The organism is Campylobacter sp. GTC17093 (genome assembly GCF_055397635.1).
Genome location: NZ_AP038832.1, coordinates 1,229,304 through 1,245,061, shown reverse-complemented (window position 1 = coordinate 1,245,061; position 15,758 = coordinate 1,229,304). Strand labels below are relative to the sequence as shown.

Below are 15,758 nucleotides of genomic sequence, written 5' to 3'. Positions count from 1 at the left end.
AATCTATGAAAAATGAAGTAGATCGTATTGCAGAATATGAGTTCTCCATTGGCTATAGATTCACTCATTGGGTGAGATTTTTTGCTATAACCATACTAGTAATTAGTGGTTTTTACATAGCGTATGTATCCGTAAGCCCAGTTATTACTAGTGAACCAGTAAACTTTATGAATGCAAAGTGGAGAGCAGTGCATATGATAGCAGCATTTGTACTTATCGCTGTGCTATTTTTTAAACTTTATCTATTTATTTTTGATAAACTAAGTAGAAAAGAGCTAGCTAGTATGCATGACTTCTTAAACATAAAAATATGGATAGCACAAATTAAATATTACATATTTTTAGGTGAGCATCCACATTTAAGAGGTGTATACAATCCTTTGCAATTCATAGCATATTTAATGTTTTATGTAGTAGTATTTGTTATATGCTTAACAGGTATGGTTTTATATATCCATGTATACCACGATGGACTTGGTGGACTATTTTATGAGCCAATGAGAGTTGTTGAGGTATGGATGGGTGGTCTTGCAAATGTAAGAGAAATTCATCATATTTGTATGTGGATTATTATGATTTTTGTTCCAATACATGTTTACATGGCTGTATTTAATGCAGTAAAAGGTAAAAATGGAGCAATGGATGCAATTATTAGTGGTTATAAATTTCCACAAGAAAATAATCACTAGTGAAAGTTCTTATTCTTGGTATAGGAAATGTGATGTTCTCCGACGAAGGTGTCGGAGTTCATCTTTGTAAACTTCTTGAAAATAACTACAAATTTGTTTCAGACAAACATGCTATTACATTTATTGATGGTGGCACCCTTGCAATGCAACTTATCCCCATTATTGTAGCATACGATTATGCTATCATTATAGATTGCATAGATGCAAATGGTGGAAATATTGGTGATGTGTACTTTTTTGATTATAATGATATGCCAAAAAAAATAAAATGGAATGGCTCCGCTCACGAAGTAGAAATGCTTCAAACACTACAATACATGGAACTTCTAGGAGATATGCCTCAGACTCAAATTTTAGGAATCATCCCCAAAAGGATAGAACCTTTGAGCTTTGAAATTTCAAACGAAATAAAAGATGGTGTAAATCTAGCTGAAAAAACCATTCTTAAACATTTAAAAGATAAGTTTAAATTTGATATAATTAAACAAGACGATAAAGATATACAAGATATCGCGAATTTATTTTCTAAAGGCGAATTATGATTTTAAGATATGAATTTTTATACAAAAGTTCGAATCATATTTTGAGTTATTTTTTAAGTTTTTATGCAAAAAACTACAACTTAAAAATAGAAATTTGCGAAGAAGATGATAAGACTATCCTTTTTGTTGAAGGGCAAGAAAGTGATATTATAGCTTTTAATGATGAATCGATGCCAAAAATTCCTCACTTTATATTTTTAAAAGATTTTAAAGTTGAAGTGTGTGATAGTGTAAAAAAAGGTACCATTCTAGAAGCTAAAAAATATCCAAATATTACCCCAAGGGTTGCAGAAATTTATAATGCTTCATCTCAAATTTCAAAAAACGAATTTGATATTTTAAGTGAAATTTCGGTCTTTATAGATAATAAATTTATAAATGTAGATGAAAACAACTTTTTCATGCTTTTGGAATTTTGTCTAAACACTTTAAAAGAATCTAAAAAAATACTACTTCAAGACGCTTTTGGAACTTTTGAAATAAACAATGGCGTAAGCTTTGATAGTGATTTTTTAATGCCAACAAATTTAAAAGATATAAATAAAATTTTTATAGCAGATGATAAAGCGCAATTTAGCATAGCAAGTTTTGAAAAACCTGTTATAAATCTTAGAATAAATGCAATTTATAGAAAAAACCATGAAATTGCTCCCCACAATTTCTGGGTAAAGGGTGCTAGAGATCTTTTTACATATGTTTTGTGCGATGAGTTGCATAAAGATGGTATAACATTTTTAAATATACATGTTTTAAATAAAACAAATGAACTTTTTAAAGTTTTTGTTTTAGAAAATTCACAAGTTGTACTATCATCAACTTATTATCTAAACGATCAAATACAAAAAATGTTAAATGCACCAAAACAAGATCACCCAGAACTTCTTATATATGCTATACATATAAATAAAAAAGGTGTACTATCTAAACAAAATTTACTTGTTTTATTAAATAAAAATATAGATGATAAATTTATAATTTTAGACGATGAAAATAGTATAAATTTATTTCAAATAGAACTGCCAAGCAGTTATGAAGAAATTTTTGAAACCATTAAGCAAGAAGAAAATGGCGAAAAACTTCTTAAAAATTTCAAAGAGCAATTTTCTTTACCAAGTGGAGAAATAAAAGGTTCTAAAAACTTTTTTACACTTTTTGATATAGCTAAAAATATCTTGGGTTTTAGCCTAAATATATTGGAAAATGCTGATGCGTATAGCGGTAAAAAAGGCCCTATGATAGATTATAAAATTAATGAAAATGGTAAATTTAATCTTATTAAATTTATTAGAAGCGGTATGAGCTTTAAACTTGCAGGAGTTGATGAAAAAACTCTAAGTTTTGGATATATAGAATCTTTTACTATGTTCATAAATGAGCAATATGATATAGCAAAACAAGAGTACAATATTTTTGATATAGATATTTTGGGTTCACTTTTAGAATGTAAATCATTATGTACACTTTTCAATTTACATCTAAACACAGGCTTTGATGACGAACTCCCAGTTATGCTATAAATTTGACATTAGAGGTTTAGTTCAAGGTGTTGGATTTAGGCCTTATGTATATAAAATAGCATCCAAGTTAGATTTAAAGGGCGAAATTTATAATGATAGCGAGGGAGTAAAACTCACACTTCAAGCCAGCAAAGATGATATAGAAAATTTTTTTGAGCTTTTCTATGCTACATTACCACCTTTATGCAGGATAGATAGCATAAAAAAAATTGATGAGTTTGAGAAAAGTTATGATAATTTTAGTATCTTAAGCTCAAAATCTACACAAAAAACTTCTCCTATTTTGCCTGATTTTGCGATATGTGATGAATGTAGAGCCGAGTTTTATGATAAAAACAATCCAAGATATCACTATCCTTTTATAAACTGCACAAATTGCGGGCCAAGAATTTCCATTATAAAAGACTTACCATATGATAGAATAAACACAACAATGAGCAAGTTTAAGATGTGTGAGTTTTGCAAAAGCGAGTATACAAATCCTACAAATAGGCGCTATCATGCACAACCGATATCTTGCCCAAAATGTGGCCCCAAATTATACCTAAAAGATAAACTTGGCAACATCATAGCAAGTGGAGATGATACCATAAAAATAGTAGCAAATGCTTTGCAAAATGGTAAAATAGTGGCTATAAAAGGACTAAGTGGTTTTCATCTATGTGTTGATGCGCTAAATAAAAACGCTATAAATTTGCTTAGAGAAAGAAAAAAACGTCCATCTAAGCCATTTGCTATAATGTGTAAAGATTTAAATATGGCAAAACATTACTCAACTATAGATCCAAATGAAGAAAAAGAATTGGCCTCAAATCTAAAACCAATTGTTATTTTAAATACAAACAAAAATAGCTCTTTGCCTCGAAATTTAGCTCCAAACTTAAATAAAGTTGGGATTTTCCTAGCAAATACAGGTGTTCATCTTTTACTTTTTGAATATTTTAAAAATCCCATAATTGCAACAAGTGCAAATATAAGTGGTGAGCCTATCATATATGATGAAAAAAATTTACTTTTAAAGTTAAATGATGTTTTTGATTTTTATCTTGATCATGATAGAGATATCTTAAATCCAGGAGACGACAGCATAGTTCAAGTCATAGATGACAAAACCATGTTTTTACGCACAAGTAGAGGAGTAAATCCAAAGATGCTTAGTAGTAAATTTGGACATGAAAAAACTTTCTTAGCACTTGGCGCAGAGCTAAAAAACCAGTTTGTCATATATAAAAACTCCCAACTTTTTATCTCGCCTTACATAGGAGATTTAAAAAATATTGCAACATTTGAGCGTTTTAACTCTCTTCTTGAAATGTTTGTAAAAACTTATGAACTTAAATTTGATCATATCATCGGGGATTTACATCCACATTTTTTGCACACTAAATATTTTGAAAAACTTGGATTTAAAATAGAAAAACTACAACACCATAAAGCACATACTTATGCAAATATTTATGAGTTTGGGCTAGAAAATAGAGAGTTCTTAGATTTTTGTTTTGATGGCACAGGATATGGCGAGGATTCTAAAATTTGGGGTGGAGAGGTATTTTTATATAAAAACAAAAATCTAAAAAGAGTTTTGCATTTTAAAGAATTTAAACTTCTTGGAGGAGAAAGCAGTATAAAAAATATCTGGCAAATAGCTTATAGTCTTATTTTGAGTGAGAATTTACAAAACGAGGCTAGTGATTTTTTGGCTAAATTTGATAGCACAAAACTACAAAGCTTAAAAGCTATGCACGAAAAAAATATAAACTCACCCCTTACAACCTCAGTTGGCAGGGTTTTTGATGCTTTTGCAAGTATTATTTGCTCGCTAAATCAGATAAGTTATGAGGGCGAAGCTGGAATGAGATTAGAAGCACTCTATGATGATACTTTAGATGTAAGCTATGAGTTTGATATACAAAATGATGAAATTTGTTACAAAAATACACTAATAAACTCTCTAAAAGATGATAAAATAACAGCTGCAACTGCCTTTATAAATTCTCTAAGTAATCTTATAGTAAACATAGCAGAAAATTATAATATTGAAATTTGCTTTAGTGGCGGGGTTTTTCAAAACAAAACCTTGCTAAATAGAACTATTAAGCTCCTTAAGAATAAAAATATAACTTATCATATCCCAAAATTTCCACCAAATGATAGCTCTATAGCACTCGGACAGATGCAGTGGTTTTTAAGTAATTTTAAAGCCCAAGATAATAAAATATAATATAAATTTATTACATAATTAGGAAGCGAAATGGAAAATATAATAAGATTTAGCGTATCACTGCCTGAAAATTTACTAAACGAACTTGATAAAAAGGTCGAAAACAAAAGTTATGCCTCAAGAAGTGAATTTATAAGAGATCTTATAAGAGAACAGATCATAAAAGATGAATGGCAAGAAGCTAAAGGCGAGCTAATAGCCGTTTTAACGATAATCTACAATCATCATCAAAACGATGTTTTATCAAAAATGATGCAAATAGAACACGACGCAAAAGTTGACATAACTTGCACTACTCATATCCATATAAATCACGATAACTGCTTAGAGACAATCTGTCTTAAAGGAGAAGCTAAAGACATAGAAAAATTTAGCAACGATATAGCCGGCTTAAAAGGCGTGAAATTTACAAAACTCACAAAAACATCAGTACCGATATCATAAAAGTTTAGCTATAGTATCGCCAAACTTGATCTCTTCTCCTGCTTGAATTTTAAGCTCCATTTTTCCGCTTTCGCTTAAAACAATTATGGTTGAGCCAAGCTCAAAATTTCCAAGCATTTCACCTTTTTTGCAAAATACATTTTCATACTCATAAAGTGCCTTATCCATGTATTTTGCATTTGTTTGAATGTTTGTATCAAAAACAAATTTCATTCTTCCAACATTTAGTGCCCCAACAAATACTAGATAAAATCTAAACCCAGAATCCGCTTTGCAAGTTAGCACAACTCTTTCGTTTGTTTCATATATATTTTCAAATCGAAGCAAGGATTTTTGATTTACACTTTTTAAGTCCCCTGGTATATAAAGCGCACTTAAAATTTGCATATCGCAAGGTGCATGATAGCAGTGATAATTCTTTGGTGAAAGATAGATATTTATATAATCAAACTCTGCATCTTGATAGCTCATGTCAAGAAGTCTTTTTATGTCGTAACTTCTTCCTTTTATGCTAAGAGCTGTGCTATCTACACTTTTACCACATTCTAGACATAACCCATCACTTGGACTTATAAAATCTTTTTTATCACTACTAAAAACTCGCGGTTTTAAAAGCTTTCTAGTAAAAAGATCGTTCAAACTGTTGTATTCATCATGTTTTTTAAACTCACTCATATCAATTTTGAAAAGATTTATATAAAATTTATTAATATATTTTTGCAAAGAACCAAAATTCATAGCCGCAATATAGCCAAAAAGTTGTGATATCAAATTTCTCATTATTTCCCTTTTAGATTAAATTTAACTATTTCACTAGATGTCAAAAACCTAATTGGGGGTCCCCAAAATCCAGTTCCAGATGTTACATATATTTTAGTATTATTTTTTTGATACATTCCATAAAGATATTTATGCACTATTTTTACCAGTATGCCAAATGGAAAAATTTGTCCTGCATGAGTATGCCCGCACAATACAAGATCTACTTTTGATAAATCCTCATCACTTAACTTTTCTATTATTTTTGGCTGATGAGATAACAAAATAGTGGGTTTTTGCTTATTTATATCTTTTATAGCTTTATTAAAATCAGGCTCGTAAAATCCATATCTATACCCAGAAAAGTCATTTACACCAACTATATTTATGCCACCAACATCAAAGGATTTATTTTCTAAAATATTTAACCTTAATTTGCCTAAGTTTTTCAAACTCTTTTCAATTCCCATATAATATTCATGATTTCCTGCAACAAAATAAGTTCCAAATTTTGATTTTATATCATTTAGGGAGCTTAGTTTTTGTTCTATTAAATTTGGATCTATATCTATCAAATCTCCAGTAATTACAACTATATCTGGATTTAATGTATTTATAGAATCTACAACTTCTTTTAAAAACTCTGAATCCAAAAAATCACCTATATGAATATCACTTATTTGAACTAGAGTTAAATTTTCTTTTAAATTTGGCAAAGTTATATCAATGTTTTTTATTGTAGGTTTATGAAGCGCATTTATCATCCCTATGACAATAGATGCAAAAATAAGAATAATAAATGAAGCATTAAAAATACTTTTTATCCTCTTTTGTCTGCTTACATCAAGTTTTATAGTTTTTACAAAAATATAAAAACCATCATAAATTACAGCATAACTAAATACAATAAAACTAATTCCAATTAGCAAAGCTGCAAAATTTTGCACCGTTTGATTTAAAAATTGCATTCTTAGATTAAAAAAATAAAATACCTCTAAAACAGAAATCATAAAAACAACAACATACCATTTTTCGCTAGAAAAAATAGAAATTTTCTTAAAAAATCTCTTATATGAATATAAATTTATAAAAACAAAAATTAAACTAGCTATTAGTGGAAACACCATTGTTTTCATATATTATTGTTTTTTAAAAAATCTCGTTATTTTAGCATTTAATCTAAGCCACTCGTTTAGCTCAAGTATAGGATAGCCTGCGTATTTTTTAGCACCTTCTAAATTTTTTGAAATGCCTCCTCTAGCCGCAATTTGGGCAAAATCTCCAATCTTTATATGTCCGCCACTTCCGCTTTGTCCACCCATTATGACATTTCTGCCAAGTATGGTTGAGCCTGCAAGACCTGTTTGGGAAACTATAAGACAATTTTCTCCAAGCTCACAGTTATGGCCAATTTGAACAAGATTGTCTATTTTGGTGCATTTTTTGATGATGGTTGAACCAAAAACTGCTCTATCTATCGTAGAGCATGCACCAATTTCCACATAGTCTTCCAAAACAACATTTCCGTTGTGGTAAATTTTTTCATGCGATCCATCTTTTTTATGTGCATATCCAAAACCATCACTACCTATAACAGCATTTGCGAGTATGTGACAATAATTTCCTATAATTGTATTATTGTAAATGACAACATTTGGATGAATTATGCAATTATCACCAATGACAACATTATCCCCTATATAAACTCCATGCATTACTACACTTTTGCCTATTTTTGAGCTTGATCCAATATGGACATTTGGCATAATATTTGCACCTACATCTATAAAAGAACTTGATTTTGAATAAAAAAGAGGATTTGAAAACTCTTTACTTAAAATAGCAAATGCAAGATGTGGATTTTCACACACCAAAGCTTGTGTATTTCCACTTACAAGGTGAGCCGAATTCTTACTAACAAGAACGGCCCCTGCATTAGTTTTTGCTATATCGCCTTCATTTTTAGCGCCATCGCAATAACTTATTTCATCAAATTTAGCATCTAAAAGTGAGTTTATGCTTTTGATGTCAATATCATTTTTTATATCTATTTTTAAATCTAAAATTTTTAATATTCTACTAAGTTTCATTTCACATCTCCATTAAAACTGAACCGCCACGAACAATCTGCATTGGATTGTACTTTTTCATAACTTTTATAAAACAGTCTATCCTTTTTGCATCATCACACGCCATTACTATTATATACTGTTCATTTGCATTTGCAACTATACCATTATATGACTTTAAAATCGCATCTAGTCCACTAAAATCCTCTTTTAGAGGAATCTTAACTAAAACCAATTCCTTTTCACTAAAATTATCAGTTTCTATAACCTTATATGTGGGTATAAGTTTATAAAGCTGTTTTACAAGTTGCTCAAATACTCTTTCATCACAGTTTGTTACAATGCTAACTCTTGAAAATTGACTCTCTGGCTCAGGAGCAACTGTAAGACTATCTATATTATATCCTCTTCCAGCAAAAAGCCCAGCAATCCTGGCTAAAACCCCGTGTTCATTTAATACAACTACAGAAATTACTCTTCTTTCACTCATAAATCCACCTATTCTAGTATCATATTATAGATTGCTCCACCTGCTGGAACCATGGGAAGAACATCTTCAAATCTATCTACAACTACATCTATAATGGCAACTTTTTTTGATTTTATCGCATCTTTTAGAGCTTTTTTAAACTCTTCTTTACTCTCACATCTGTATCCTTTTCCACCAAACGCTTCTGCTAATTTTACAAAATCAGGGGACAAATTTTTTAAATCTGTTGATGAAAAACGCTCTTCATAAAACATACTTTGCCACTGCCTAACCATACCTAAAAAACCATTATTTAAAACAATATTTATAACAGGAATGCCATACTCATTAGCAGTTGCAAGTTCTTGTATGTTCATTAATATAGATCCGTCTCCACTAAAATTTACAACATTTACATCTTTAAATGCAGCCTTAGCACCAATTGCTGCAGGAAACCCATATCCCATTGTTCCAAGTCCACCACTTGTTAGCAATCTTCTTGGCTCTTTAAAAGGATAAAACTGCGCAACCCACATTTGATGTTGACCAACATCTGTTGATATTATTGTATTATCGCCAAGTATTTTTGCACTTTCTTCTATAACCCATTGCGGTTTTATAGTTTCATTGCTGTCTTTATAAGATAGTGGATGCAATTTATCATATGTTTTTATAGTGCTATGCCACTCTTTATAATTTTTCATTTTATTTTGTTTTAGCTCATTAATTAAATCAGTTACAACGCTTTTTATATCTCCTACTATAGGATAATGAGCGCGTATGATTTTAGAAATTGAACTTGGATCAATGTCTACATGTATTATAGTTGCATGCTTGGCAAATTCTTTTGTATTACCAGTGATTCTATCATCAAACCTTGCGCCAAGACAAATAAGTAAATCACATTCACTTAAAGCCATATTTGCTGCATAGCTTCCGTGCATTCCAGCCATTTTTATCAAATTTTTGTCTTCACAACTCAAAATACCAAGAGCCATTACTGTTTCAACCGCTGGTATATTTGTAAGTTTTACAAGTTCTCTTATATCCTCACTCGCATTTGAACTAACAGCACCGCCACCTAAATAAAACAATGGTCTTTGTGAATTTAAAATCATATCTACAGCTTTTTTTATCTGACCAGCATGACCTTTATAATTTGGCTTGTAAGTTAACATATTTATAGAAGATGGGTATTTAAAAACACCTTTAGCTGCAGTTACATCTTTTGCTACATCTACATGAACAGGTCCTGGTCTACCACTTTTTGCTATATAAAATGCCTCTTTTAAAACCTTTGGTATTTCTTTAATATTTTTTACAAGAAAGTTATGTTTTACACAAGGTCTACTCATTCCAATAGCGTCTATTTCTTGAAATGCGTCAGTTCCAATAAGATTTGAACTAACTTGACCACTTATTATAACTACTGGTATGGAATCCATGTAAGCAGTTGCGATACCAGTAAGTGCGTTTGTAATACCTGGACCACTTGTTACAACAGCAACGCCAACTTCTCCAGTTGCTCTTGCATAGCCATCTGCTGCTACAACAGCAGCTTGTTCGTGCCTTACTAGTATATGTTTAAAGTATTTTTGTTTATAAATTTCATCATAAATGTTTAGTGCAGCACCACCAGGATATCCAAATACAACTTTAACATCTTCTAGATGCAAAGCCTCTACTAACATTTGCGAACCTGTTATCTCTCTCACTATAAACCCTTTATAAAAAAATTTATTTATTATATCTCTATCAATATTTGAACTAGTTTATATACTTATAGTATAATCGCACTTTTATCAATTATGCTATAATATTGTTTATTTTTGAAACATATTATTATATAAAAAGGATTAATTATGTTAAAATATCTTATCCCGTTTTGTTTAATGATAAATTTAATATACGCACAAAATGATCAAAATTTAACAAAAATAGCCCTAGATACATTTAATGCTGGAGATTATACAAAATCAAAAGAGCTTTTTGAAAAACAATGCGATAGAAACGATTCTTTAGCATGTTTAAATTTAGGCAGTATATACAAAGAAGCTGATGGCGTGGATATTGATTTAGAAAAAAGCATGCGTTATTTTAAAAAAGCATGCTTGCTAGAAGATAGTACAGGTTGTGTTTTTGTAGGTTTTTATAATGATAAAGCTTTAGGTGTAGCACAAAATTATAAAGAAGCGTTTAAATATTATAAAAAAGCGTGTGAATTAAAAAACTCGGTAGGATGCGATAACACCGGTATGATGTTTGAAAGTGGTGATGGTATAGCTAAAGATATGAAAAAGGCATTAGAATATTACAAACTATCTTGTGACTACGGTAGTTTTGAAGGATGTGCAAATGCTGGATATGTATATGAAAATGCCAAAAATCCAGATATAAATAAAGCTATAAAATTTTATTCAATGGCATGTAAAAACGATATAGAGTTTGCATGCCAAAATGTATCTAAAATATTTATAAGCAAAAAAGAGTACAAAAGAGCAAAAGATGCTCTTGAACATACAGGTGAGTTTAAAAACTAAAACGGCCAAATACTCTCTAAGATCTTTGTTCCCCAAGGTTTTGTTGTTGCTTTATTGATATCGCCTTCAGTTTTATATGAAATTTTGGCATCAGCAATGTATCTTGAATCTATTTCATTGTTACTAGAAATATCATAAGGTCTTATAACTCCACTAAGCTGTATTATTTGTTTTTCGCCATTTATAAGAAGTTCTCTATTTCCTTCTATAAAGTAATTACCGTTATTTAAAATTTTAACTATCCTTGCTGAAATTGTAGTGTTGAATGCTTCTGTTCTAGTATTTGTTCCATTTCCAGTATATCCGGTTTTAGAACCACCAGAAAAACCTACATGTCCAAATTTATTTATTTGATTTGTAACACCAGATAACGGCGAATCAGCAGTTATAATGCCGCCAGTTAAAGATGTTGTTGAATCTTTTCCTGTAGTTTTTTTGCCATTTGAGCTTTGATTTGTTTTCTCACTTATAACAACAGTAACCAAGTCATTTATATTCATAGCTTTTCTATCAGAAAAAATAGGATTTTCACCTCTACCAAATAGGCTGCCTGGATGTTGAAGATCATTGCCAACTTGCTTTGGAGGAAGCTGTTCAACATAAACGGGTGGTTCCATTGATATCTTAGGATCAACTGTATATGTGCATCCAGTTAGTATCATCGTAGCACTAGAAAGCAAAACAAAATTTTTTCTCATCATTAAAACCTTAAAATATTTTATGCTATAATAAATTATAGCAAATATAGTTCCAAAATTACAATAAAAGGAATCGTAATGTACGAAAAAAGTTTTTACTTTATTATAAACTCACAAGATGAGCTAAAAAAACTACCAACAAACATAACATATTTTTATCCAATCTCCAATGAACATAATGGGATTTTTAGCGAAGATGAAGCAAAAAATATGATTATTTCAGATAAAAAAAATGAATTTTTAAAAAAAATCATAATTGAATTTAGCCAAATTTCACAAAGTGACAATATAGCCGTTATGTCAAATCCAAATTTTTGCTTTTTAGATATAGATATAGCAAAGAATTTAAATCTACCTATAGTTTGTACAAATGAGTTAAAAAGTAGTATTTTAAAAAGTCAAAATGAAGATGATTTATGCATTATACATATAAAAGATATAAAAGACCTATTTTCAAAACTTGATGAATGCTCGAAACTACGCAAGAATATAACAACACCGCTTAAATTTGAAACACAATTATATAAAATGGCAAAAAATGCAAATAGCACTATAGTTTTACCAGAAAGCAATGATGAAAGAATTCTAAAAGCAGCTGATATTCTTGCAAAAAGCAAAGCAGTAAAACTGATCCTTTTAGGAGAAAAAGAACAAATTTTAACAGATGCTTCAAAATTAAATCTAAATTTACAAAATATAACAATAATCAATCCGCAAGACAATGAGTATTTACAAGAGTTTGCAAATACTCTTTATGAGCTTAGAAAAGCAAAAGGCATGAGCTTAGAAGATGCAACAAAACTAGTAAAAGATAGAACATATTTTGGCACAATGCTAGTTTATACTGGGCTTGCAAGTGGCATGGTAAGCGGTGCTTCTACAACTACAGCAGAAACCATCCGCCCTGCACTTCAAATAATAAAAATGAAACCAGGTGTATCAACTGTAAGTGGATCATTTTTAATGTGCCTAGATAGTGAGGTTGTTGTTTTTGCAGATTGTGCAATTACGCCAAATCCAACAGAAGAACAACTTGCTGGAATTGCTATATCAAGTGCAAAAACAGCTAAAAACTTTGGACTTGAACCAAAAGTTGCTATGCTTAGCTACTCCACTGGTGAAAGTGGAAGCGGGGATGATGTGGACTTCATAAAAAGAGCTACAAAATTAGCAAAAGAAAGTGAACTAGGAAACAGTGTAGATGGTCCTCTTCAGTTTGATGCTGCATTTGATGAGATAGTAGCTCGCAAAAAAATGCCAAATTCAAAAGTAGCAGGAAACGCAAATGTTTTTATATTTCCAAATTTAAACTGTGGAAATATCTGCTATAAAGCAGTTCAAAGAACATCTGGAGCAGTTGCCATTGGACCTATTTTACAAGGTCTTAAAAAACCAGTTAATGACTTGAGTCGCGGTTGCTTGGTAGAAGACATTATAAATACAGTTTTAATAACAGCAATTCAATCAGAGGATAACAAATGAAAATACTTGTATTAAATTTAGGAAGTAGCTCTATAAAATTCAAACTTTTTGATATGAATGATAAAACTGTTATATCAAGTGGATTAGTAGAAAAAATAGGCGAAAATTCATCTTTAGCAAAGCTAAAAGTAGAAAATAATGAAAAAATATTTGAAATATCTAAGCCAATAAAAGACCATGGCGATGCCCTTGAGGTTATGGAAGAGCTTTTTAAGCAAAGCGGTACAATTAATGATTTTAGTGAACTTAGCGGTATAGGACATAGAATAGTCCATGGTGGAAATAAATATTTTAAACCCACATTAGTTAATGAAAAAGTTATACAAGATATAGAAGATATTATACCCCTTGCACCGCTTCACAATCCTGCGCACGCCATAGGCATAAGAAGTGTTATAAAAAAAGCCCCAAATGTCAAAAATGTAGCTATTTTTGATACAGCATTTCATCAAACAATGCCTAAACATGCGTACTTATATGCACTACCTCATGAGTATTATGAAAAATACAAAATCCGAAGATATGGTGCACATGGTACTTCTCATGAGTATGTAAGCAATGTAGGAGCCCAATTTCTTGGAATAGACATTAAAGAATTTAACTGCATTACACTTCATCTTGGTAATGGTGCTAGCGTAAGTGCTATAAAAAATGGAAAATGTATTGATACCTCCATGGGACTAACACCGCTTGCTGGACTTATAATGGGTACTAGATGTGGAGATATAGATCCAGCAATTCTTCCGTATCTAAAAAGAGTGGCAAATATAGATGTAGAAGAAATGGACAACATAATGAACAAAAAAAGCGGTCTGTTTGGAATTTGTGGAACAAACGACATAAGAGATATAGAAAAAACTATGGCAACAAATGAAAATTCAAAGCTTGCTTTTGATATGTTTTGCTACCGCATAAAAAAATATATTGGCTCTTATTATGCAGCACTAGGCAGAGTTGACGCTATTATATTTACAGCTGGTATTGGAGAAAATCATGCACTTACTAGAGAAACTGTTTGTAAAGATATGAAAATTCTTGGAATTGAGATAGATAAAACTAAAAATAAAGTTTTTGAAAAAAAACCAAGAGATATTAGTTCTAAAGATGCCAAAGTAAAAACACTGATAATACCTACGGATGAGGAACTTGCAATAGCTCTAGCTACTCTTGAGCTTGTAAAATAAGTTTAAGGCCCAAAAATGGGTCTTAAACCAAAAGTCTTATAACTTGATTTGAAACGCTTTTTAAACCATTTATTGCAACTTCTTTTTTCATTGCATCTTCAATTGGTATAGCACTTTGTTGTATACAAAAATAAGCATCTATTTTATCATTTAAATTTCTAGCATCTTCACTTATTGCGCCAGCAAAAGCTATAACTTTGATACCATATTTTTTTGCAAGAGTAGCAACTCTTGTGGGGGTTTTACCCATGGAGCTTTGGAAATCGATTTTACCCTCGCCAGTTATTACAAGATTTGCATCTTTTATGATATTTTCCAAATTTAAAGCATTTGCTATGATATCAAAACCTGATTTTAGCTTAGCATTTAAAAAACTTATAAATCCAAAGCCAAGCCCCCCAGCTGCACCGCTTCCTTGTAAATTTGAAAAATCACTACCATTAAATTTTTACACTACATCTGCAAAATTTTTAAGAGCGTTATCAAGAAAACTAATCATCTCATCATTTGCACCTTTTTGTCTTGCATAAACATAAGCTGCGCCATTTTTACCATATAGAGGATTTGTAACATCACAAGCTATATTAAATTTACAATCTTTAAGCTCTTTTAATGCATTTTTAGAACTAATAGCACAAACTTTAGCTAAGTTTTCTCCGCACATATTTAGATTTTTACCATGCATATCTAAAAACTCAAAACCAAGCGCCTCAAGCATTCCAGTGCCTGCATCATTTGTAGCACTTCCGCCAATACCTATTATAAACTCTCTTATACCTCTTTCCAAAGCATCTTTTATCATTAAGCCAAGTCCATAGGTAGAAGTTTTTCTAGGATTTTTCTCAATTTCTTTAAGTAATGCTAGCCCACAAGAGCTAGCCATTTCCATTATAGCTATACTCTCATTAGTAGCATAACTTGCTTTTATAGGACGCAACATGGGATCACAAGTATCTACATGTATAAATTTGGCATTCAAAGCATCTTTCATAGCTTCAACACTGCCCTCTCCTCCATCAGCTATAGGCACAACAACAATCTCATCACAAAAATCATTTATTCCATCTTTTATAGCAAGTCCGGCATCAAGAGAACTTATACATCCTTTAAATGAATCAATAGCAACTACAACTTTTTTCATACA

At 30.8% G+C, this 15,758-nt stretch carries 14 protein-coding genes and 1 pseudogene; 8 read left to right on the top strand and 7 right to left on the bottom strand.

Annotated elements, in window-relative coordinates:
• Positions 1-5: 5 nt before the first annotated feature.
• From cybH to nikR, 5 genes are read left to right on the top strand one after another with little or no spacing between them, the layout of a single operon-like run.
• Entirely contained in the window at positions 6-689 is a 684-nt protein-coding gene (cybH, locus tag ACZ5VL_RS06530; RefSeq protein ID WP_464198188.1) for a Ni/Fe-hydrogenase, b-type cytochrome subunit, read from the top strand.
• The gene (locus tag ACZ5VL_RS06525) at positions 689-1,231 is read left to right on the top strand and encodes a HyaD/HybD family hydrogenase maturation endopeptidase (RefSeq protein WP_464198187.1); all 543 of its coding nucleotides are present in this window, start codon (positions 689-691) and stop codon (positions 1,229-1,231) included. The genes cybH and ACZ5VL_RS06525 overlap by 1 nt, the downstream gene beginning before the upstream one ends.
• Complete coding sequence (locus ACZ5VL_RS06520) at positions 1,228-2,748, top strand: hypothetical protein (protein ID WP_464198186.1); 1,521 nt, start codon at positions 1,228-1,230, stop codon at positions 2,746-2,748. Before ACZ5VL_RS06525 ends, ACZ5VL_RS06520 begins: the two co-directional genes overlap by 4 nt.
• Positions 2,723-4,969, top strand: coding sequence for a carbamoyltransferase HypF (gene hypF / locus ACZ5VL_RS06515; RefSeq protein ID WP_464198185.1), 2,247 nt, complete (start codon positions 2,723-2,725; stop codon positions 4,967-4,969). Before ACZ5VL_RS06520 ends, hypF begins: the two co-directional genes overlap by 26 nt.
• A gap of 30 nt (positions 4,970-4,999) precedes the next feature.
• Positions 5,000-5,413, top strand: coding sequence for a nickel-responsive transcriptional regulator NikR (gene nikR, locus ACZ5VL_RS06510; RefSeq protein WP_464198184.1), 414 nt, complete (start codon positions 5,000-5,002; stop codon positions 5,411-5,413).
• On the opposite strand, the gene ACZ5VL_RS06505 is transcribed toward nikR, so the two are convergent.
• Genes ACZ5VL_RS06505 through ACZ5VL_RS06485 form a run of 5 tightly spaced genes read right to left on the bottom strand, consistent with a single transcriptional unit; the run spans position 5,408 to position 10,425 of the window.
• Positions 5,408-6,193: a phosphatidylserine decarboxylase gene (locus tag ACZ5VL_RS06505; protein WP_464198183.1), complete on the bottom strand. Its 786-nt coding sequence runs from the start codon at positions 6,191-6,193 to the stop codon at positions 5,408-5,410. The genes nikR and ACZ5VL_RS06505 overlap by 6 nt on opposite strands.
• Positions 6,193-7,308: a metallophosphoesterase gene (locus ACZ5VL_RS06500; protein WP_464198182.1), complete on the bottom strand. Its 1,116-nt coding sequence runs from the start codon at positions 7,306-7,308 to the stop codon at positions 6,193-6,195. Before ACZ5VL_RS06500 ends, ACZ5VL_RS06505 begins: the two co-directional genes overlap by 1 nt.
• 3 nt (positions 7,309-7,311) lie before the next feature.
• On the bottom strand, positions 7,312-8,262 hold the full coding sequence (gene lpxD, locus ACZ5VL_RS06495; RefSeq protein WP_464198181.1) for a UDP-3-O-(3-hydroxymyristoyl)glucosamine N-acyltransferase: 951 nt from the start codon (positions 8,260-8,262) through the stop codon (positions 7,312-7,314).
• 1 nt (position 8,263) lies between these two features.
• Complete coding sequence (gene ilvN / locus ACZ5VL_RS06490; RefSeq protein ID WP_464198180.1) at positions 8,264-8,731, bottom strand: acetolactate synthase small subunit; 468 nt, start codon at positions 8,729-8,731, stop codon at positions 8,264-8,266.
• Between the two features lie 8 nt (positions 8,732-8,739).
• On the bottom strand, positions 8,740-10,425 hold the full coding sequence (locus tag ACZ5VL_RS06485; RefSeq protein WP_464198179.1) for an acetolactate synthase large subunit: 1,686 nt from the start codon (positions 10,423-10,425) through the stop codon (positions 8,740-8,742).
• Positions 10,426-10,572: 147 nt separating this feature from the next.
• Here ACZ5VL_RS06485 and ACZ5VL_RS06480 point away from each other — a divergent pair, with 147 nt between their 5' ends.
• On the top strand, positions 10,573-11,250 hold the full coding sequence (locus tag ACZ5VL_RS06480) for a tetratricopeptide repeat protein (protein ID WP_464198178.1): 678 nt from the start codon (positions 10,573-10,575) through the stop codon (positions 11,248-11,250).
• Here ACZ5VL_RS06480 and flgH read toward each other — a convergent pair.
• Positions 11,247-11,948, bottom strand: coding sequence for a flagellar basal body L-ring protein FlgH (flgH, locus tag ACZ5VL_RS06475; RefSeq protein ID WP_464198177.1), 702 nt, complete (start codon positions 11,946-11,948; stop codon positions 11,247-11,249). The two genes, ACZ5VL_RS06480 and flgH, sit on opposite strands and share 4 nt — an antisense overlap.
• Before the next feature lie 78 nt (positions 11,949-12,026).
• Between flgH and pta the strand changes: the two genes are divergently transcribed.
• On the top strand, positions 12,027-13,430 hold the full coding sequence (gene pta / locus ACZ5VL_RS06470) for a phosphate acetyltransferase (RefSeq protein ID WP_464198176.1): 1,404 nt from the start codon (positions 12,027-12,029) through the stop codon (positions 13,428-13,430).
• Complete coding sequence (locus ACZ5VL_RS06465) at positions 13,427-14,614, top strand: acetate kinase (protein WP_464198175.1); 1,188 nt, start codon at positions 13,427-13,429, stop codon at positions 14,612-14,614. Before pta ends, ACZ5VL_RS06465 begins: the two co-directional genes overlap by 4 nt.
• 22 nt (positions 14,615-14,636) lie before the next feature.
• On the opposite strand, the pseudogene ACZ5VL_RS06460 reads toward ACZ5VL_RS06465, so the two are convergent.
• A pseudogene (locus ACZ5VL_RS06460) lies at positions 14,637-15,755 on the bottom strand (glycerate kinase family protein).
• Between the last annotated feature and the right edge of the window lie 3 nt (positions 15,756-15,758).

Coding starts and splice junctions, on each gene's coding strand:
- ACZ5VL_RS06500 (WP_464198182.1), bottom strand. CDS start 7,308: ATGAAAACAATGGTGTTTCCACTAATAGCTAGTTTAATTTTTGTTTTT.
- cybH (WP_464198188.1), top strand. CDS start 6: ATGAAAAATGAAGTAGATCGTATTGCAGAATATGAGTTCTCCATTGGC.
- nikR (WP_464198184.1), top strand. CDS start 5,000: ATGGAAAATATAATAAGATTTAGCGTATCACTGCCTGAAAATTTACTA.
- hypF (WP_464198185.1), top strand. CDS start 2,723: ATGACGAACTCCCAGTTATGCTATAAATTTGACATTAGAGGTTTAGTT.
- ilvN (WP_464198180.1), bottom strand. CDS start 8,731: ATGAGTGAAAGAAGAGTAATTTCTGTAGTTGTATTAAATGAACACGGG.
- ACZ5VL_RS06465 (WP_464198175.1), top strand. CDS start 13,427: ATGAAAATACTTGTATTAAATTTAGGAAGTAGCTCTATAAAATTCAAA.
- lpxD (WP_464198181.1), bottom strand. CDS start 8,262: ATGAAACTTAGTAGAATATTAAAAATTTTAGATTTAAAAATAGATATA.
- ACZ5VL_RS06505 (WP_464198183.1), bottom strand. CDS start 6,193: ATGAGAAATTTGATATCACAACTTTTTGGCTATATTGCGGCTATGAAT.
- ACZ5VL_RS06520 (WP_464198186.1), top strand. CDS start 1,228: ATGATTTTAAGATATGAATTTTTATACAAAAGTTCGAATCATATTTTG.
- flgH (WP_464198177.1), bottom strand. CDS start 11,948: ATGAGAAAAAATTTTGTTTTGCTTTCTAGTGCTACGATGATACTAACT.
- ACZ5VL_RS06480 (WP_464198178.1), top strand. CDS start 10,573: ATGTTAAAATATCTTATCCCGTTTTGTTTAATGATAAATTTAATATAC.
- pta (WP_464198176.1), top strand. CDS start 12,027: ATGTACGAAAAAAGTTTTTACTTTATTATAAACTCACAAGATGAGCTA.